Source organism: Halomonas litopenaei, assembly GCF_017303055.1.
GTDB lineage: Bacteria > Pseudomonadota > Gammaproteobacteria > Pseudomonadales > Halomonadaceae > Halomonas > Halomonas litopenaei_A.
This window is the reverse complement of the sequence record NZ_JAEKJT010000008.1, coordinates 28,102-49,403: the sequence shown is the minus strand read 5'-3', so window position 1 is coordinate 49,403 and position 21,302 is coordinate 28,102. Positions and strand designations below refer to the sequence as shown.

At 52.9% G+C, this 21,302-nt stretch carries 15 protein-coding genes; all 15 read right to left on the bottom strand.

The features are described from left to right. Positions 1-89 precede the first annotated feature (89 nt). A complete protein-coding gene (locus tag JF545_RS15930) occupies positions 90-1,280 on the bottom strand; it encodes a glycosyltransferase family 2 protein (protein ID WP_206943704.1) in 1,191 nt (396 codons plus the stop codon). A gap of 1 nt (position 1,281) precedes the next feature. After that, entirely contained in the window at positions 1,282-2,211 is a 930-nt protein-coding gene (locus JF545_RS15925; protein WP_206943703.1) for a hypothetical protein, read from the bottom strand. A gap of 57 nt (positions 2,212-2,268) precedes the next feature. Beyond that, the gene (locus JF545_RS20160) at positions 2,269-5,172 is read right to left on the bottom strand and encodes a glycosyltransferase (RefSeq protein ID WP_206943702.1); all 2,904 of its coding nucleotides are present in this window, start codon (positions 5,170-5,172) and stop codon (positions 2,269-2,271) included. 23 nt (positions 5,173-5,195) lie between these two features. Continuing rightward, the gene (gene rfbC, locus JF545_RS15915; RefSeq protein ID WP_206943701.1) at positions 5,196-5,738 is read right to left on the bottom strand and encodes a dTDP-4-dehydrorhamnose 3,5-epimerase; all 543 of its coding nucleotides are present in this window, start codon (positions 5,736-5,738) and stop codon (positions 5,196-5,198) included. A gap of 31 nt (positions 5,739-5,769) precedes the next feature. Continuing rightward, positions 5,770-6,657, bottom strand: a complete 888-nt coding sequence (gene rfbA, locus JF545_RS15910; protein ID WP_206943700.1) for a glucose-1-phosphate thymidylyltransferase RfbA — start codon at positions 6,655-6,657, stop codon at positions 5,770-5,772. Between the two features lie 462 nt (positions 6,658-7,119). Further along, complete coding sequence (gene rfbD / locus JF545_RS15905) at positions 7,120-8,001, bottom strand: dTDP-4-dehydrorhamnose reductase (RefSeq protein ID WP_206943699.1); 882 nt, start codon at positions 7,999-8,001, stop codon at positions 7,120-7,122. Then, a complete protein-coding gene (rfbB, locus tag JF545_RS15900; protein ID WP_206943697.1) occupies positions 7,998-9,065 on the bottom strand; it encodes a dTDP-glucose 4,6-dehydratase in 1,068 nt (355 codons plus the stop codon). The genes rfbD and rfbB overlap by 4 nt, the downstream gene beginning before the upstream one ends. A gap of 224 nt (positions 9,066-9,289) precedes the next feature. Continuing rightward, a complete protein-coding gene (locus tag JF545_RS15895) occupies positions 9,290-10,372 on the bottom strand; it encodes a chain-length determining protein (protein ID WP_206943695.1) in 1,083 nt (360 codons plus the stop codon). Positions 10,373-10,427: 55 nt separating this feature from the next. Then, on the bottom strand, positions 10,428-11,402 hold the full coding sequence (locus tag JF545_RS15890; protein ID WP_206943693.1) for an ABC transporter ATP-binding protein: 975 nt from the start codon (positions 11,400-11,402) through the stop codon (positions 10,428-10,430). Positions 11,403-11,412: 10 nt separating this feature from the next. Further along, positions 11,413-12,210, bottom strand: coding sequence for an ABC transporter permease (locus JF545_RS15885; RefSeq protein WP_206943691.1), 798 nt, complete (start codon positions 12,208-12,210; stop codon positions 11,413-11,415). A 31-nt stretch (positions 12,211-12,241) separates the two neighbouring features. Beyond that, positions 12,242-13,885: a polysaccharide biosynthesis/export family protein gene (locus tag JF545_RS15880; RefSeq protein ID WP_242520915.1), complete on the bottom strand. Its 1,644-nt coding sequence runs from the start codon at positions 13,883-13,885 to the stop codon at positions 12,242-12,244. Between the two features lie 164 nt (positions 13,886-14,049). After that, the gene (locus tag JF545_RS20230; RefSeq protein WP_222484087.1) at positions 14,050-14,334 is read right to left on the bottom strand and encodes a DVU3141 family protein; all 285 of its coding nucleotides are present in this window, start codon (positions 14,332-14,334) and stop codon (positions 14,050-14,052) included. A 352-nt stretch (positions 14,335-14,686) separates the two neighbouring features. Further along, positions 14,687-16,600: a sulfate adenylyltransferase subunit CysN gene (gene cysN / locus JF545_RS15870; protein ID WP_206943685.1), complete on the bottom strand. Its 1,914-nt coding sequence runs from the start codon at positions 16,598-16,600 to the stop codon at positions 14,687-14,689. A 200-nt stretch (positions 16,601-16,800) separates the two neighbouring features. Beyond that, positions 16,801-17,715 (bottom strand): sulfate adenylyltransferase subunit CysD, encoded by a 915-nt coding sequence (gene cysD, locus JF545_RS15865; RefSeq protein WP_206943683.1) that lies wholly within the window; start codon positions 17,713-17,715, stop codon positions 16,801-16,803. Between the two features lie 1,559 nt (positions 17,716-19,274). Beyond that, entirely contained in the window at positions 19,275-21,158 is a 1,884-nt protein-coding gene (locus tag JF545_RS15860) for a methyl-accepting chemotaxis protein (protein WP_242520914.1), read from the bottom strand. Positions 21,159-21,302 lie beyond the last annotated feature (144 nt).

Below are 21,302 nucleotides of genomic sequence, written 5' to 3'. Positions count from 1 at the left end.
ACCGGCAACCGGAAATAGTCATACCGCCTATCATCAGTATCAAAACGATGAACATGAATTTGTCAGTATTGACCGTCCTTATAAAATATTCAGTCATCGCCAATAACTACGTCACTACAGCCTGCCAGCTTCGACATGTTGGCATGAGGTTCGACGGTAACCCGATCTCCACACCCAAGTAAGCAGGGATGGGTCCAGCGAAAGCCGCAGTAGCCGTCAGCAGATTTACCCGACTGTAGTAGATCAGGACGAAACATGTCAGCCGAAACACGTGCCACATGCGCGCCATTGACAAATATGTTCACAAAAAGATCTTTCGCATACCCTGTGTCATCAGTGATCCAACCGATCACACTCTTGGCGTTTGATACTCCCACTGTGCCTGTCAAGGAGCGACCAAATGGCGTCTCGTTGTTAAGCCGCTGCTTGAAAGCAGACATTTCACGTTCAAGGCGGCTCAATTTCCCCGGTTCAAATAGAAACTTTGCCCCATTAACATCATGATAGTTAAAGTACTTATCTCCACGAGAAGGAGTTCCAGCCCTTGTTGCAGTCCCACGCTGACATTTAAGCAAGTACTCTTCCTTGCTCTTAACCACATAATGGTGCACCCGCAACGGACCCTGCCTAATAGAATCGGTCTTACCACTTCGAGGATCAGGCTTTCCCCCAATATCAGGACGATCCGAAAAATCCAACACATCCTCACCAGCGCAATCAATATATCTGAGGTCAGATATAAGCAAAGATGTATGAATACCTGCCTGCTGAACATGATTGACCTTAATCATGCTCTTTACATGCCGATCTGCTGCAAAGTCTGGACTGTCTGAGCAGTGAGTAAAACGTTTCAGAACAGGTTCTGGAGACTTACTTTCATGGCCACCGGAACCGAAACAGCGCCAATTAACACTTATACTACCAACATCGCCAGATGCAACCAGCTCCTCGAGCAATCTCCGCTCTTCTCCATGCCTCTGGCTTTCGTGGACTAAGAATTCGTCCGCATCAAGAAACATCACGTACTCATATCTACCTAATGCGATCTCCAGCGCCTTATTATAGGCGTGTACTTGGGTATTGCCAGCAACACTAGGTTGATATATAACACGGACGACACCTATCGTCTCAAGAGCCTCAAGTAGCGACCTTGTACCGTCGGTGGAAGAATTATCAGCCAAAATAATATTATTGAACCCGGCTAACTGATGCCAGGCTATCCATTCAATGATGTAATCGGCCTCGTCCTTCACGATACCCGCTAAACAGAATTTCTCCATGCTAACTCATCCTCATAGGCGAGTTTACCAGGTCAACAACATCATTCACTACCCTAGCCCTGACGCAATCACCAGGCAAAATCTTCTCATTCTTGGGTATGGTGAAGGAGAAACCACATGCTAAATTATCAGGACCTTCACCGCCGCGAACAGACTCATTGGCAGTAACGACACCTACCGAACGTTCGCCAATAAAAATTTCTACTTCAGCATGCTGCCTCTTGTGTACATAATGAGCCCAGCCACTGACCTGCTGCCCGTCAAAGGCAATCAGCCTACCCTCGGACTTGGTAATTCTGGTTGCTTCGATATAGTCCTCGGGCTCAGGATCGATGAAAGAAAGCGCAGCATCGCGCTGCTCGCGAGTAGGTTGAATCGAACAAAAATTCTCAAGCATGGAGAGAAAGACTTCGGGATAAGCAGTTGCTTTATCGTAAGAAACCAGCATAGCATGGATGGAATCACTACCTAGCAGCGTGAGTGTATTGTGATACTGTTTTAACGCTCGCTCCATCCCATGGGTGACTTCATCGAGCATAGAGATAGAATTCCGCTGAGCAATCGAGAGAATATCTTTATAAATAAAGATATATCGAGCACTAGGAGAAAGCAGACTATTGACTTCTGATAGATGATCAATGGTAGAAGGTCGCTTCCAACCCCAGTGAGTATGTTTCATCGAATACTCTTCGACAATATGCTTAAATCTGGCAATCTGCTTCTTTTCAAAGGCTTCTGACAGCCGTACGTCCTCATAGACCGGATGATTGGCACGGTCTCCCATGTACACACCGAGCCTGGACAACACACCCGCTACCATTGATGTTCCACCGCGTGCTGTACCGATTACAACAATAGGAGATACCTTGCTAGAATCCGGTTCTCCGACTATGACTATTCCCTTGTTGATCAAGGCATCATTCTTGGCCATCATCTCTCCACGCTCTGTTATTAGGTCGACAAGCACACAATATTAAGACTGGTATTATCATCCACCGATGGAGAAATCCTCGCGAACTTTGGTGAGACAGGGGTTATAGTTGGGATCATGATCGATGATATGACCCCAGGCGTTCTTCATATAATCGATTTCGGTATTGAACCTAGCGATCTTTTCGGGATTATCCTCAGCACCACGGCTAATAGACTCATGGTGATAAAGCTCAGCATAAGGTGTCCAGATATTCCTATATCCTGCGTCATGGACTTTCAAACAGAAGTCGACATCATTAAACGCCACCTTCAGTTCGTTTTCATTTAATCCACCGACTTCTTCATATATCTCCTTTCTTACTAGCAAACAAGCAGCCGTCACCGCCGTAACGGAGTGGACAATCTTGAGCCGGCTGAAGTAGCCGCCGGACTCTTTGGGAAAATACTTATGCGAGTGACCCGCAACACCGCCGATACCAACGACAACCCCTGCGTGCTGGATAGTATCATTACTATAATACAACTTGGCGCCTACACAACCGACATCTGATCGGCTTACGTGAGATACCATTTCCCCCAACCACTCCGGCGAAATAACTTCGACATCATTATTTATAAGACCCACAATACTACCTTTCGCCAAGGTAACACCAAAGTTATTAATAGCCGAGTAGTTGAAGGGATGGTCGTAACGCACGACGCTGACGCGTGAATCTTCTCGTTGAATCTCTTCGAAGAAAGTGTGTGTCGCGGGCTCAACACTACCATTATCAAGGATGATAATTTCGTAGTGAGTGTATAGAGTCTTATCTAGGATGCTTCGCACCGCTAACTCGGTAACCTCTACCTTATCCCGTGTGGGTATCAGAAGGCTGACTAGCGGCGCGGGATGAGGAATAGGCCAACACACGCGGTAAGTATTTGCTACCATCCCTTGCTCTATCGTAGCACCAAGACCATCCAGCTCAGCAAAATAATCCTTGAGAGCTTTTACACCGGCGGAGGTCGTATAGTCTTTTCCTCCCTGCGATAAAGCCGTTGAGCCTTCAATAGCTCTCCAGTGATACAAGACTCTAGGGATATGAAGAATTTGATGAGGGGAAGTATGCGGCAAACATCGCAACACAAGATCGTAGTCCTGAGAGCCTTCAACTCCTGTACGGAATCCCCCAATCCTCTCCAGTAACTCACGACGATATACACCAAGATGTGATATATAGTTCTGCGAATAGAGAAGATCTACATTCCAGTCAGGCTTAAAGTGGGGATCATAGCGTACTCCCGCAGAGTCAATCTTGTCTTCGTCACTGTAAACAATGAGTGCATCAGTGTTCTCATGTAATTCACGGGCCACAAAGTACAATGCATCTCTTGCAAGCTCATCATCATGATCCAGCAACGCCACAAACTCCCCAGTGGCAAGGGAAAGTGCGTCGTTCGTCGTCCTGGAGATATGCCCATTCTCCTGCCGGAGAAGTATCTTTATACGCTTGTCCCGTTCATTGTAAAACTTGAGAACTCTTGCGACGTGTGAAGAAGGTGATGCATCATCAACAAGGCATAACTCCCAATACGGATAAGACTGTGCGATAACTGATTCAATACATCTGGATAGCAGCTTCTCATCAGTATTGTAAACTGGCACCAGTATAGAAACTACTATCGGATTTTCCTGACCAGATACAAAGCTCTTTACACTCTCATCACTTGGAAGTGATGCAGCCTCAACCTCATAAATCCACTTGCGATACGAAAGCTCGGCCTCTCGATCGACAAACGTCTCAGCATAATCTGATAACAACCGCTCTACGACAATATCATGACTTTCGTCTGCCTGGAGCTGTGACTCCTGGTCCTCATCACATCCATGTAAAATTGCACCGCCATACCCATCGAAAGCATCCGCATTCATGGAACCTGCCCAAATATCGGATGTACTTAAACCTGAATACTCTAGCCTTTTACTTGAAAGCCTTGACGCAATCTCTTGCTGCGCCTCTTCCTCAGTGATATTGTCGAAACACAGTCGCTCAAGGCGAAATTTCCCTTCACGCTCCCATGGATCGAAACGGACATTCACAACATCGCCGGTCAGCCGTAGAATCCTGCTATTTGTGGTCCCAGATTGAAATGGTATCGGAAAGGATTCCTCTTCTGTAAAGCCTTGGCCATAGTCGATGTAGACTTTAGCGACTTCGTATTCATATTCCCCCGCAATAGTGAACTCTATTCGACACCATCCCTCAGTGAGCGGGTCATGACTACGACGTTGTACGGTAAATGCGGGATCTGTGCCATGAGATTGCCAATGAAACTCTCCCTCCATACAGCGCTCAAGCTGCTGAGCCTCTACCAATGTAACCGCACAGCCCTCACAACATTTGAGAAATCCCTCGATGCCTGACCACGGACAGTCCAGCTGAGGAGGATCAACACGTCTTAGTACTGGATTCTCTAGTCGAAACTCACCCGGCCGAGTCATGGGATCTAGGCGAAGACCTTGTAACCCTTTTGGTATATATAGTGTCAGGCGTTGTCGGCCTTGCTTGACGATGTTGCGGGTCCACACTACGTCAGGTTGAAAGCCGTCGCCGTAGTCCAAATAAAGGCACTGCTCCACGGGAAATCGTGCCGAAAAATCATACTCCAAATTAAACCAGCCCCCTTGACCTAGAACAGCCGGGTTTAGTGGGGTCAGCAGGAACTGTGGATCTTCTCCCACAGAAACCCATACAACTTTATTATTTTTTGTAATGAGTTGGAGCTCATGTATAGGCAATAGATCAACACGACTACTCTTTCTGACGTACTTCTGATACATTCCACCTAGATCGCGAAGTGGCTTGGTCGCGCGCCAGCTGAATGAAGTCTGCATGCGCCGTAATCGTGCTGACAGCGCCAGGTTCGTCAGGTCTTTATACTGTGGGGTGGCCTGCCCCTGCCCTGATTCATCATCCACTACTTCCACTCCCTATCTATCATCTAGTAGCCGGGGGCGTCGATAAATGCCAAGCCCCTGGCGTCCTTTTCAGACACACGCGGAGTACCGTCACCCAAAGGCCAGTCTATCGCTAGGGTCTTGTCATCCCAGCGAATCGACACTTCATCACCTGGGGCATAGTAATCGGTGCATTTGTAGACAAACTCTGCTTGATCACTGGTAACATAAAAGCCATGAGCAAAGCCCGGAGGAACCCACAGCATTTTCCGGTTATCCTCGTTAAGAAAGGCGCCCACCCACTTCCCATAGGTATCACTCTTACGTCGCATATCGACTGCCACATCAAACACCTCACCGCGGATGACGCGCACCAGCTTACCTTGTGGTTGTTTAAGCTGATAATGCAGTCCCCTCAGGATGTATTGCTCTGACCGGCTATGATTATCCTGCACAAACATCTGCTCGCCACAGTGCTCATTAAAGCGCTCTTGTCGAAATGTCTCCATAAAGAATCCCCTCTCGTCTCCAAACACCTGAGGGGTCATTAGCATGACATCGGGTATTGCCAGATTCTCTGCGTTCATCGACCCATTCCTTTCCTCTATGCTCGGCCTGTCAGAGCCCGACTGCCTTGGACGACACCAATTGTTTTAAATAAACTCCATAGCCCGTTTTCGCTAACCCTGCGGCCTGGTATAAGAGAAATTCGTCGCTAATCCATCCCTGAGTCCAGGCAATTTCTTCCAGGCACGCAATCTTTAGTCCCTGGCGATGCTCTACTGTCTGTACGTATTGAGCAGCCTCGAGAAGGCTGTCATGTGTCCCGGTGTCGAGCCACGCAAAGCCCCTTCCCAGGCGTTCTACGTGAAGTAGGCCACGGTCTAGATATTCATTATTGATACAGGTGATTTCCAGCTCTCCCCTGGCGGAAGGCTTCACACTTCTAGCAATATCCACAACATCATTGTCGTAAAAATAGAGACCGGTCACTGCATAGGATGACTTCGGACGTGTCGGTTTTTCCTCGATCGATATGGCACGGCCGTTTTGATCGAACTCGACGACACCAAATCTCTCGGGATCCTTAACGAAATATCCAAAGACAGTAGCTCCACGGCATTGATCCGACGCCCTCAGCAGCTGCTCTGAGAAATGTTGCCCGTGAAAAATGTTATCGCCCAAAACTAAACAGACCGGATCACTGCCGATAAAGTCCTCGCCAATGATGAACGCCTGGGCAAGCCCCTCGGGTTTCGGCTGAATGGCATAGTTAAGGGAAACACCGAATTTTTCACCGTTCCCCAATAGCTGACGGTATACGGGTAGATCCTCAGGCGTGGAAATTACAAGAATGTCACGTATTCCCGCCAACATCAGAACGGATAGCGGATAGTAAATCATTGGCTTATCGTAGACCGGAAGCAGCTGCTTCGACACGCCGTGGGTGATGGGATGTAGACGTGTGCCGGAACCTCCGGCAAGGATAATACCCTTACGATTCATGGTGAAGACCTCTGGGGATACTGACCACTGGGCACGCTATTTTTATAAGCGGGTTGACTATCATATTCAGTGAGTTGTCGACGACATACGGGACACGGTAGAAGCGCGACGGAGGGAGAGACTAAATTACATATCAAAGAAAGCAGTACACTATACTTCGACATGAAGTTAGACACACATAAAGCGGCCTTTCTAAACAACTTACGGACCAGTTAATTAATTTGCAATTTTTGCAATCGTTTAACCGACCCTCTAGCTCATCGAGCGATATCGACCATATAAAGGATCCAGTCTCGGAGTATTGTTGTAAAAAAACACATCTTTCAGCCGACGGAAGGTCGGAATGATAGAGTCTGGAATGAATCAGGCAAATTGAGAATGAGCGTTAGGGAAAGCTATACTCAGAGCCGCGAAGATACGCTCCCTTCCAAAACGCCAACAGCATTAACTTCGAACGCTTTCTTATTTCAGGTAATCTGTCAGCGTTAGCGCCAGCTGATCCTTCCAGTGTGGCATTTTTACACCGAACGTTTTCTCAATAAGGCTAAGACAAAGACGGGAGTTCGAAGGGCGCGTCGCCGCAGTGGGATATTCGCTTGTCGAAAGAGGCGCCAGTGCCGCCTCGTCTATCGCGAGCGGGATATTCGCCTCTCTCGCTAGACGAAAGATCTCGCGGGCAAAACCGTGCCATGACACCTCTCCTCTTGGGGCCAAGTGAAAAACCCCTGTCAGTTCCTGGTCATCCAGATAGCGCTGCCAAGCCCATACCGTCATGTCCGCAATCAAGCGGGCGGGCGTCGGTGAGCCTACCTGGTCATCGACCACAGATAACGACTCACGCTCACGACCAAGTCTCAGCATGGTCTTCATGAAGTTATTGCCCCTGGCGCTGTATACCCAGCTGGTGCGGAATATCTGGCTCCTACAGCCACTGGCCAGCACCGCCTCGTCGCCCGCCAATTTGGACTTCCCGTAATAGGACAATGGTCCTGTCAGGCTATCTTCCTTCCAGCAATGCTCTCCACCGCCTGGATACACATAGTCGCTAGAGTAATGCGTCAGTAATATGTCTCGCTCGGCACAGTATTTGGCCAGACACTCTGGTAACCCAGCGTTGAGCCGAAAGGCGAGCTCGGTCTCGGTCTCTGACTTATCCACTGCGGTGTAAGCCGCGGCGTTTATCACCCACTGAGGATGATAATGGGATAGATAGGCGCGCACCTGATCTATATCGGCGAGGTCTAGTTCGGATCGGGAGGGTGCCTGCACGTCAGCATGAATCGCCAGAGCCTTGAGCAACTCATGCCCTACCTGACCAGACACGCCCAGCAACACTACGCTCATGACAATACACCCAGCCGCTCGGCGCGGTAACTTCCATCCTGGACTGCCTTCCACCATCGCTCATTGGCAAGATACCAGGAGACGGTCTTGCGCAAGCCTGATTCGAAGGTCTCGCGTGGTGCCCAGCCAAGCGTCTGCTGTATATAGGAGGCATCGATGGCATAGCGCCGGTCATGCCCTGGACGATCATTCACGTAGGTAATAAGGTCCCGATAGTGATGTGTTGACGGCGCCATCTCCATCAAAAGGTCGCAGAGCATGTGCACCACTTCCAGATTGGTTTTTTCGTTATGACCACCAATATTGTAGGTGTCACCCACCACTCCCTCAGTCGCCACCTGCACCAAAGCACGGGCGTGGTCTTCCACATATAACCAGTCCCTCACCTGCCCTCCGTCACCGTAAACCGGCAGGGGGCTTCCCTTTAGCGCCTTGAGAATCATCAGCGGAATCAGTTTCTCAGGGAAATGGTAAGGACCATAGTTGTTGGAGCAGTTAGTGATAATGCAGGGAAGCCCATAGGTGCGAAGCCATGCTCGAACCAGATGATCTGACCCTGCTTTACTGGCCGAGTAGGGGGAGCTGGGAGCATAGGGAGTCTCTTCAGTAAAAAGGCTACCATCATCGTCCAGGTCTCCGTATACCTCATCCGTGGAGATATGGTGAAAACGAAACGCCCTGGCCTTGCCTTCCGCTATTTGCTTGGTGCGCTCCCAATACGCACGTGCTGCCTCAAGCAATGTCAGCGTCCCCACTACGTTGGTCTGGATGAACTCCCGCGGCCCATCAATGGACCTGTCGACATGACTCTCTGCAGCCAGGTGCATGACTACATCAGGCTGATATTGCTCAAAAATTCTTGCCATGGCGTCGTTATCACAAATGTCAGCTCGCTCGAAGGTATAGCGAGCGTCATACGCCACTGAAGCGACAGAGGCCAAGTTCCCGGCATACGTCAACTTGTCGACATTGATGACGCGATAAGAGGTATTGGCAATCAACTCTCTGACAACGGCCGAACCGATAAAGCCAGCCCCTCCGGTAACAAGAAAGGTCTTGGTCATATAGCGCCCCTGGTAGTCGTGTAAGTGGTCGGCCTGGCTCCGTGGACAGCATCCCTTCGGGATGACCACTGCTAGTCGAGAGAAGTTAGTAGTCGCGCGAATAACGCTGACCAGGCGTGATGGGCGACAAGCTATCATTCGCTTATCGCTCTATAGATGTTAGAGGTGTTCGCATCAGGACAGAATGCGTGTGACCAATGGTCGCGGCCACTCCTGGCTTAGCATTAGTCCCTATGATCCTGAATAATCATCCACAGCATACTAGCAATAAAGGCAATGAATATTGCAACTATGGTAAAGATCGAAAGATTATAAAGTCGTTCTGGCCGGGTGGCGTATTCTGGCAGAAGAGGACTCTGTAGCACACTCACTTGCTTCAACTTTCGAGCAGCCTCTATACGAGTCCCCTCCAGAGCCGTCAGTGCGCTAGAGTAGGTTTCCTGTGCAAATCTAGCGCGCAACTCAAGCCGCTGATATTCAGATGATAACCGGTTGAGGGAGTCTCCTGTTGCCTTGGCAAGCCGTTCCTGCTCCTGATCGATCTGTTGCCGTAGCGCTGTTATTTCACTCTCGACTCTGACCATGTCTGCTGAGCGTTGGCTGGAAAAGCTAGCCAATGCACTCCGTCGTGCCTGCATTCTGGCCAATTCGCCTTCCAAACTTGCTACAACCTGATTAAGGCTATCGACCGTCGATGTCGGCGATACCAGTCCATGTGTATTCTGATAATCGAGTAGATCTTCCCGACTCTGATCAAGTCGCTGAGAAAGACGCTCAACCTGCACCTCAAGAAAGCGCACCTGCTCTTCGGCAAGACGTTGTCCGATGGCGTTCATATGAGACTCGCCGGCCTCAAGCAGAAGAGACGTTAGCCGCTGAGCAAACTCAGGAGTAAACGCCTGTACTTCAATCTTTAGAACACCTGCATAGTCATCGAGTGACACCCGCACACGCTTTAAATAGTACTCGTGCATATCTTCTATCGGTGCATCCGCGTTCCATAACCTTGCTGGAAAATCTCCATGTTTACTGTAGTGGGAACGCAAATCTAACTGTCTGTCCGCTAATTTCAGCATGTCGACAGAGAGCAGATACTCTCTCAAAAGCAACATATCACTGTCGACATTCCCACCTGAAAGAAGACTCGACAAACTAAACGTTTGAGGCGCGATCTGAGGGCTTTCCAGCACCACAACGGCTTCTGAAACATAGCGATCTTCGGCCCAGATCAGCCAATAGTACGACATGATAACGATCGAAAAAAAGGCCAACAACCAGTGAGGTCGCCCTATAAGCCATCTCAGCATCTTGTTTCTTCCTTGGTAGCGATACCCCAGAGAAGATCACCCCCAGGGCCTGTCATCATGATGATGTTCCATGATCTTGATGTGCCGGATCCCTTGCCTGAATTGCTCGACGAATTTCGTGCAGACGATCCCTTGCGACATTGCGTCGAAGAATCAGGCTTTCCTGCAACTTTTCATCGCTCTTAACGTTACCGGAAGCAGCAGTTTCTTCCAGCTCGTCCAGACGATCCTGCCAACGCATCATCGTATGACGTCGCTTGCGCAGTAACTTTCTCAGATCTTCAAGTGCCATACGGTCAAGCCCCGCTGTAGGCTGCAGTGAACGGGGCGGTGTCTCACTAGGAGGCGATGGCTGACGTGCTACTGACTTCTGATCGCTGTCATGATGATATACTGTGATAGCATCATTAATATCATCAAACCAGAAGGCCTGGCCTTCCTTCAAATAGATCCCAGCCTGGCAGAGTTCTCGCAATATGCCCTCACTGTGAGACACCATGATCAGGCTTGAGCGTCCTACTCGTTCCTTGAAGGCTTGAGTGGCCTTGGCTCTGAAGGCCCGGTCTCCGACGGACGTCGCTTCATCCGATAGATAAACATCGAAGTCGAATGCGAGTGAAAGGCCAAAATTGAGTCGAGAGCGCATGCCACTAGAGTAGGTTCGAATCGGTTCATCAAAGGCTTCGCCAATCTCGGCAAATTCTGCAACCTTCTGAATGACATCACTGACATCCCTGCGCCCGCCATGAATGCGCGCCACGAACTTGACGTTCTGACGGCCAGTCAGGCTCGCCTGGAACCCACTCGCAAGTCCCATCGGCCAGGACACCCGGACGTGACGCCGTATGCAACCCCGTTCTGCCGTATCCATTCCCGCGATCAGTCGAAGCAGTGTGGACTTGCCCGCGCCATTCCCTCCCAATACACCCACGCTGACCCCGGTCGGGATCGTCAGGTGGATGTCCTTCAACACCCAGTCCCTGACCAAGTGATGGTGATATCGTTTGTAAAGGTGCTCTATCTCTATCATGGCGTCTTGGTCATTGCGCCACTAATTGATGCTTGAAGCGAAGATGCAATATCAAGCCAAGAGACATTAAGGCCAGCGTCACCAACCAGAAGTACACACTACTGCTACCCGGCACCTTTCCGTATGACGAGAAAAATCCCTCTCTTAGGAATTCAAGCCCGTGCACCACAGGATTCAGTAGCAGATATTTCTGTGCCCAGTGGGGGGCTACCTGAATTGGAAAGATCACGCCCGACAATATCATAAGTGGCATCATCACCATCTTCAGGACAATCGCCACTTCAGCTACCAGAGTGGCTAATACAGATACGACCAGCCCTAATGCCAGTCCCAGTAGCCACAGCGACAGCCACCAGGACAGTGCGATCAGCGCATCGTCTGGGGCCATAGCTTCTTCCTTGAGAAGTAGGCCGCCCACGATAAAGATAAGAAAGATAAAAGACCGTAATAGCCCCTCCAGGGCAACTCGCACCATCACAGGATCACTAGGCACGACTTGGCGATAGGCAAACAGTGCCTGACTCGCCCTGATGGCTCCCATACCTCTGGTCATACCCTCTCGCACAAGGAAGAACCCCATCAGGCCGACCACCATCCACGGCAGGAAGGGCGCGCCTATTAGCAGACTATCCGCATGAATAAAGCTTCGGATACCTACCATGATCAGCGTGAAGAGAACCGGTTCCGCCACCATCCAGAACCAGCCCATACGGTCGGTCATGGTGCGGGCTGTCGCCTCCCGCAGGAAAAGCGCATACCACACACTGCGGGTCACCACCCAGGGATGACGCGTTGCCGCACGACTCATGCCGGTACTCTCCTCCAAATCCGCTGCCACTCTACAGATCGACCGCTACCTTGGTAGCCACGGCAATCTGGTAGAGAATCTGCGTCAGGCTTGTCGCCAGCTGGAGATTCTTGGTCGGTACCTTGGGCATCACGAGAATTTCATCTCCAGGCTGGAGCGCGACATCATCCGCATTTCGCACAGCGCCGTTCTGCCTCACCACCAGAATATGGTCGTCATCCCCCCTCTGCGTCAGCCCGCCTGCAGCCTCAAGATAGTGATCAAGCCCAGCTCCCGTCTGAAAGACCATCGCCTGGGGAACGACGACTTCACCGCTGATCAGCACCGAGTCAGACGCCTCGGGCAGGGTTACCACATCACCATCCTGCAACCTGATGTCCGCAACCCCTTGATCGCTGGCCACCACGAGCCGCCCACTAGGCTCCAGCTGACGGGCACGAGCTACGAAGGTCTGAATCAACTCAGCTTCACGAACCCGTATCTGCGCTTCCTCGTCAGTAGCGGATGATGCTCCGAGATAGGTAGTTTCCAGACGACGCAGGCTATCTTCCAATGCCTGCTTCTGCTGGAGAGCGACACTCTCTCGGCGAATCGAGACATTGCCGCTAGCAGACAGGTTTCGCTGGACGGCGACCGCATCCAGCAACTCACCCAAGCGAGCGTCGATAGGGAGAGCAAATCGAGACGGCCCCATAAAGCTCCCTTCCAACGTCACCACAATGGTGTCTTCCTGATGATCAGCGCTGAAGATGACCTCATCGCCGGGCCTGATCTGGCGGCCCACAAATTCCGCCAGTGTCAGATACGTCGCCATCGGGCCGGTCGCTCTCTGTCCCCTGAGCAGTGCATGCGATACCCCACTTTTCAGACGTGCCAAGGTGACCAGCTCACTGCCACTCAACTGGTTCGTCAACAGCTCGTAGCGATAGGCACGCTCCACGTCTCCCGTTACCGCAATCGAGGGCCCACGCTCCTCAACCACGATAGTGTCGCCATCGCGGAGCTGGGGCCGAGCAATACTGCCGTCCAGGAGAAAACGATAAAGATCGAAGCTGGCTAAGTGTTGGCCTTGGCGCATCAGCTTGACCCGACGATAACTGCCAAGAGCGTTGTCGATGCCGCCGGCCTGATCAAGAAAGTACAGAATCGAGTCTGATGGTGTGCCTGCGTAGCGACCCGGGCTATGAACGTAGCCGGTCACATAGACGCCCACGGGCTGGACACCTTGAAGATTGGTGTAGACCTGCACATTGTCGGGATAGATGTTCTGAATGGCAGCCCGCACCCTGGCATCCAGCTCACCATGACTCAAGCCTTGCACCGCAAGCGGCCCTATCGAGGGCAGAAAGATATTTCCCTGCGCATCCACAGGTATCACGCGATCAAACTCTACCGCTCCCCATGCCCTCAATGTCACCTGGTCACCGGGCTTGATCCGGTAGTCGCGATTCAAGCCGTCCGCCATAGTGCCACGGAATCCTCCTGCGAAAAGGTTATCGCCAAAGGGCGGCAACAGGTCAACGCTAGGTGTTGTACTGGAGATAGACGAAGAAGCCACGGGACCATAGTGATCGTTATGCCAGTTTGTGCGTGGCCGGTCGTCGATCGCCTCAACACCTTCCTGCCGTTGAGCGCCTGGCAGAATGTCATCCGGCAGCACCAGGCTCTGTGCCATGGCGGCAACCGGAAGCAAAATAAGCCACACCAACATGATAAGAGACATGATGTGTGCCCGCAGGCCTACCTCGGTTCGACAGCTCCCCCCTTTGCGGTCTGCTTCAACTGTTCCAGCTCGTCCACCCAGCTCGCTTCCCCCATTCGTACCGTCCATGTACGCCATCACCAGGTCTCCGCTCCGTTAAACAGCGCTGTCACCAATCGATCACTGGTCCAGTTACCTTGCTCACCCCGGCAGGCCACCGCCACCATTCGCTCTGCGTTGGCGCGTCGTATCGTGAGATGACGGCAGATTCGCCGACTCGCAGCAAAGTAGGGGGCATCTGCCTGTACCTCGGCATTGGCTCCCCAGGGGCTGCTCGGCAAGACCGTGACGCTACCCGCACTAGCGTCTGTCAGAAACCGTGCCAGCGATGCATCTAAAGACCGCCCAGTCGGCGTAGCCATAATGCTGGCGTCATCACGGGTCGGTGCCATAGGCGAATGAGTACATCCCCCCAGGGTCCAAAGCAACAGCAGTGCTAGTGCAGACAGTCGTATCTGACTGCGCTGGAACACTGCCCTGCTGGCAGCACTTATTGCTCTTCCTGCCCCCAGCCCTACTATCATCCTTTTAGCATCCATCGCATCTACCTTTCGTCCCCTGCATTGTCCGGCCATGCTTCTGAGCTCGCGATAATCTCGCTTTCTGTGGCATATCTGCACAAGCAGGAAAGCGTGTTTAACAGAAATGTATAACCCCGACATCACCGTGACAAAAACACTGAGATTGTCTCGCCAAATGGCGTTAGGTAGACGCTTACATATATTTCAGCAACTTCGCAATAATGTCCTTCTCGCTCATCTTCTCAGTATCCACAACGATTTCGGCATCGACGGGTGCTTCGTAGGGGCTGTTGATGCCCGTGAAATCGGCAATCTTTCCCTCTCTTGCCTTTTGATACAGTCCCTTAGGGTCTCTTTTCTCACACACATCCAGGGGAGTATCCACGAACACTTCTACAAAACCATCCTGATCGAACAGGGCTCTAGCGGCTTCTCTGTCTGCGCGAAAAGGTGAAATAAAAGCCGTTATCACTATGACGCCGGCTTCTGCGAAGAGACGTGCTACTTCACCGACCCTCCGAATATTCTCTGCTCTATCTCTCTCATTCATCCCGAGATCTTTGCACAGCCCGTGACGGATATTGTCTCCATCGAGAATCATGGTGTGATAACCACGTCGATTCAGTTCGACTTCCAGAGCATTCGCCAATGTTGACTTGCCGGAGCCAGATAGACCGGTGAACCAGACACATCGGCCAGCATGCCCATTGGTTCGCTCACGCATGGCCTTGGTGACCGTGGTGCGATTCCAGACCACGCTGGCTTTGCTGTCATGATTGCGAAACTCATATGGCAGTTCGCTATCCACAGGGCTATGAATCATGCCTGCACCAACGGTCAGGTTGGTGAGCCGATCAATCAGTATGAAACACCCGGTGCCCGGGTAGCGGCGGTAGTCATCTACTGGCACCTCGGCTGTCAGCTCCAGGCGGCAGCGCGCAATGGCATTGAGATCGAGCTGTACACCATGTCTTTGCTCCAAGGTGTTGACATCGACCAGGTAATCAATGGCCACTACCTTCCCGGCCAGGTCCCGCGTAGCCAGCTTGATGTCGTAGAGCTTGCCGGGCTCCAACGGCGCTTCATGCATCCAGACGATATCGGCTTCGAAACCATCGCATAGCGTCACAGGGTCATCGGCAGCTACGATCCAGTCTCCTCGCGAAACATCGATGTCGCCAGCCAGAGTGACCATGATGGCCTGCCCCGGAAACGCAGCCTCGAGATCCCCATCCATGGTAACGATTCGCTTCACCTGGCTCGTGGTGCCTCGGGGCAGGACCCTGATCGTGGCACCCGCCGTCAAGATCCCGGACGTCAGCGTGCCGGCATAACCGCGAAAGTCCAGGTTAGGACGACTGACGAACTGCACGGGCAAGCGCAGGTCACGTAGATTCTGGTCATGCTGCAATTCCACCGTTTCCAGCAGCTCCAGTAGGCTCGGCCCGTCGTACCAGGGCATCTCGCTACTTGGCTCTACCACATTGTCACCCTTGAGCGCTGAAATCGGCATAAAGCGGATATCCCGAGCGCTGACGCGATCGACAACTGACTGATATTGTTCAACGATCTCTTGATAGCGCCGCTGGTCGTAGCCCACCAGATCCATCTTGTTGATCGCTACCACAAGATGTTGAATACCTAGCAGGTCACAGATGAAGCTATGGCGCCGCGTCTGGGTCTGCACACCATGTCGCGCATCTATCAGGATAATGGCAAGACTTGCCGTCGACGCCCCAGTCGCCATGTTGCGGGTGTACTGCTCGTGCCCAGGCGTATCAGCAATGATGAACTTGCGCCGGTCGGTGGAGAAAAACCGGTATGCCACATCAATGGTAATCCCTTGCTCTCGCTCGGACTGCAGTCCATCGACAAGCAGCGCAAGGTCGACCTCATCCCCCGTCGTCCCACTCGTCCGAGAGGCCTGAGTGATGGCCGCCAACTGATCCTCATAGATCATCTTCGAGTCATGCAGCAGGCGGCCGATCAGGGTTGACTTGCCATCGTCCACGCTACCGCAGGTGATAAACCGCAGGAGGTCCTTGTTTTCATGCTCGTGAAGATAGCGCTCGATATCGCTGGCAATCAGCTCGGACTGGTGGGACATGCAGAATTCCTGTTGAAAGAGAGAATGCCGCCATGGAAAACGGCCGACGGGTAAACGCGGCAGCAACGCTGCCCAGACAGAGCCAACATCCACGGGTTGAGCACCGCGCTCAGGTGTCGAGGTGCCGTCATCTCGATGCTTGCAACCTAGAGCGGCGGCCTAAATCTGCTGCCAAGTAGACGTGTTGCTATGACGTGATGTCAGAAGTAGCCTTCGCGCTTCTTCTTCTCCATAGATCCAGCCTGGTCATGGTCGATGGCGCGACCACTTCGCTCGCTGGTGCGAGTCAGCAGCATTTCCTGAATGATCTCGGGTAGCGTCGAGGCCCGTGACTCGACCGCACCGGTCAGCGGGTAGCACCCCAGGGTGCGAAAACGTACCCAGCGCTGTTGAGGAACTTCATCGTGAGCCAGGGGGAGGCGTTCATCGTCCACCATGATCTGCATTCCGTCTCTATCGACCACCGGGCGTGGCGCAGCGAAGTACAGCGGAACGATGGGAATCGATTCGAGGTGGATGTATTGCCAGATATCCAGCTCGGTCCAGTTGGAGAGAGGAAATACGCGAATCGACTCACCCTTGTTGATCTTGGCGTTGTACAGACTCCATAGCTCGGGACGTTGGCTCTTGGGCTCCCAGCGATGGTGGCGGTCACGAAAGGAAAAGATGCGTTCCTTGGCACGGCTGGCTTCTTCATCACGCCTAGCACCACCGAAAGCAGCATCGAAACCATGCTGGTCCAACGCTTGCTTGAGTGCAGCGGTCTTCATCACATCGGTGTACTTGGCACTGCCATGGTCAAACGGGTTAATGTTGGCAGCGACGCCTTCCTCATTGATGTGTTCAATAAGCTGCATGCCAGACTGCTTGGCCATGAGATCCCGGAAGGCAATCATCTCCCGAAACTTCCAGGTCGTGTTGACGTGCATGAGGGGAAACGGAGGCGTCCCGGGAAAGAACGCCTTGCGAGCCAGATGCAGCATCACCGACGAGTCCTTGCCAATCGAGTACAGCATGACGGGCCGCCGAAACTCGGCCGCCACCTCTCGGATGATATGGATCGACTCAGCCTCGAGTTGTCTCAGGTGAGTCTGCCTGTCGGGTGCTAGATCCATGGAAGCTAATCCTCAAGAAAATAAGGGCCGGCCTATGCCCGCCAGAAATACGGTCGTAAAGGGGCATCAGCAAGGCGATGAGAGATGACATCGGAGGCACAGGCGGAACGGTTAGGCCATAACGCGTCGGCGAGACAGCTGGGGTGACGGTGGGGGACCGGCTGCCATAGCGAGAGGAGGAAAGTCAGAAGCCTCTAGGTCGAAGGAGCAGGACCGGCGGAGACACCGCCAGGAGCCTGAGGCGGCATGGAAACAGCAGGTCCGTGAACGCCATGCCAAGGTACCCTCCCAAGCCGTCTTTTTCTGACCCTGTTTTCTGACCCTTGCCCAACTGCAACAACTGCAACAACTGCAACAACTGCAGCCCTTATCTTGGTGCCTGTGTGATGGTGCCTTGAGTGTTAGGGCCTATGTGTTAACGCGTCGTTGCCAGACTCTGACGTGCCGATGGGACGATATATACGTGAACAATGCTAAAAGCACGCTACCGCCCCGGGGATGTCACGGACGTTTCCCCTCGCCCACCTCAGTGCCCAACAGCACTTTCTGCACATTTTTTCTGTTGCGCGGCTCTTCATACACTTTGAAACAAAAGAACCGTCTTACGTTACAACCGAGGATGTTAATGATCTTGTCTGTCATCATCCAGCCAACCCTGCCACTCACTACGAAAATAAAACGACTTCGGCATAATGAGTAATCCAACGACATACAATTATGCCGATACAAATAAACCCAGACTTCACGTCCCGATAAAGAAGGCAACTCGGCACCAAGAAGCGCATAAATATAGATGGAAAATATCAGCAAAAACAATAAGATAAAGAACCAATAGCAAGACGCGTCTTCGTAAAAGCAAAATAAGTATCTTATTACCTACGACTGTAGTACAGATAATGATTTCAGCGCTTTGCTGAATGGAACTCAACCATAGCTATGGCTAATAACACGGTGACATGGTATAGGAGAATTGAGGACGGTTTATTCGAAGATGATTATGCAAAACTGTCGGACAATTAAAAAAATCACATTGCGACACTACTATTTTAACGCGATACGATTAATATATTAATTTCTAAAGTCTTAAAAAACCCGTTCACTCTCTTGTCCTTAAGGACAATTATCGGACACACATTGGCTTTACGGCATTAAACGTAGGAAGTCGACGAAAGTCAGGCGCCAATGAGCAGGGGAAGCATGGAAGGGCCGCAGCCTCGATCGGCAAGCGCGAAATGACATCGACACGATATCGACACAACAGACCTTTAATACCTACATTTCTCATTCCCCCTGTGCACTTAGCCGTAAACCCGAGTCCTGAATGACCATCCCCTACGCCGGCGGCGGTGCGCCATCGACACTCAGCCCTATGCCTCAGTCACAAGTACGATGCCCATCGCTCCCCTGGCCTGGCGACGAACCCAGATGACCAGGGAGGCAACGGGCACGCTGGCCAATCATTCTCAGAGCACTGCGCCGTTAGAACAGCCCCCCTCGGAATAGGCGCTTCTTATAAGCATCGCTCCTCCGTAGGATGGTCAGGGGGCTGTCCTCAAGGGTTAGACGGCCGTAGCAGCGGAGCCACTAGTGGACGACGACAGATCAGGCATATGCGCCGGCGATGGCCCTCTGGTCTGGGTCAAGGTCGCGGGTGTCCCCAGGGTGAATCCCGAGACGAGCTGACCCAGCCGGTCTGCCTGCTCCAGCAGACGTTCGGTGGCGGCAGTGGACTCTTCGACCAGGCTGGCATTCTGCTGAGACATACGATCCAGCTCAGCGACGGCGATGTTGACCTGGGCGATGCCCTCGCTCTGCTCATCGGCAGCCACGCTGATTTCGTCAAGGCTCAGGGCGACGCGCCCCACCTGGTGAACGATTTCGTCCATGGTCTGGCCGGCCCGACGCACCAATTCCGTGCCACTGGCGACTCGCTCGCCGGACGTCTCAATCAGTCCACGAATTTCTCGTGACGCATCGGCTGAGCGAGTGGCGAGCTGGCGTACCTCGCTTGCCACAACGGCGAAGCCGCGCCCATGCTCACCCGCTCGCGCGGCCTCTACCGATGCATTCAGCGCCAGCAAGTTGGTCTGAAAGGCGATCCCATCCATGACCTTGACGATGGCGCCGATCTGGCTTGACGACTCGGTGATGGACTCCATGGTTGTCACCACCTCAGCGACTACCTCGCCACCCTTCTCGGCCACTCCGGACGCTTCACCCGATTGGCGCCGAGCCTCCCTGGATGATGCTGCAGTATGCGCCACGGTACTGGTGATTTCTTCGATGGATGCCGACGTCTGCTGCAAGCTCGAGGCCGTCGACTCGCTGCGTCGTGACAGGTCCTGACCGCCTAGCGCAATCTCGCCTGCGGCCACGCGCACGGACTCGCTGCTTTCGCGAATGGTGACCATCACCGCCTCCATGCGCGACACAAATCGATTGAAGGCGGCCGCAATCTGCGCCACTTCGTCCTTGCCACTTTCAGGCAGGCGTCGGGTCAGGTCACCATGGCCGCTGGCCACATTCACCATGGCATCCCTGGCGGTGGACAGCCGCTTGAGCGCGAAGCGAAGCAGCACACCCAGCACTACCAGTGCCACCAGGCCAACGATCAGCAGTGTCCAGATCGACGCCTGTGTCACCTGGGCGAGGCTGGCACCGGCTTCCTGGCTATCCAGGGCGATCACCAACTGCCAATCCGTGCCATCAATGGACGTGGCGTACAGCTTGCGCAGACGCTCATCGATCTCGACCTCGATCGGCGACTGCTGTTCACTCAGGCGGACCAGGAAGTCTGGCGTGAGACGCTCGGCAAGCTCGCTGGCCGGGACCAGGCTGAGCGACGCGTCGGGATGTGCGACCAGCTTGCCGTCCCCGTCCACCAGAAAGGCAAAGCTGTTGGGTGTGGGAGCGATCCCCTTCACGACATCGATCACACTCTCGATCATGATATCCCCACCGACTACCGCTTCCAGGCTCCCCTGACGATAGAAAGGTGTGGCAAAGGTCACCACCAGACCACCGGTATTGGCGTCTTGATAAGGAGGCGTCACCACCGTGGACTCCGCGGCCACCGCCTGGAGGTACCAGGGGCGTTGCCGCGGATCATAGTCCGCAGGCGCTTCCCAGCCATCGGAAAACACGGCATCGCCAGAAGCACTATCAGCAAGATAGGTGGTCAGAAAGCCACCCCCTGCCTGAAGCTGCAGTAGCGCGCTCATCGGATCCGCTACGGCCACCGCCGGCGCCAACGCCTCGAGCTGCCGGCCATGGCCGATGACCCATTCGTCGATGGCGGCTTTGTTGCCCTCGGCAACGGACGCCAGCTGTTCACCGACCTGGCGCTCCTGATGATGCTGAAGAATGCTGAAGTTCACTACGCCGTTGATCACCAGGGCCGCCAGGATGACGGCCACGGTGGTCAATAGGAGCCGAAATCTCAATGAATGAATCATGTCGCTCTCTGTCAGGGGGGTGGGCCTCGCGTGAGCGAGGTCGACAAAAAGCTCTATCGGCTATTTCACACTCACCTTTAGTCAACGCAGGTAGGGGCTCTGTTGACGGCCTAGCGGGCCGGTTCATCAAGA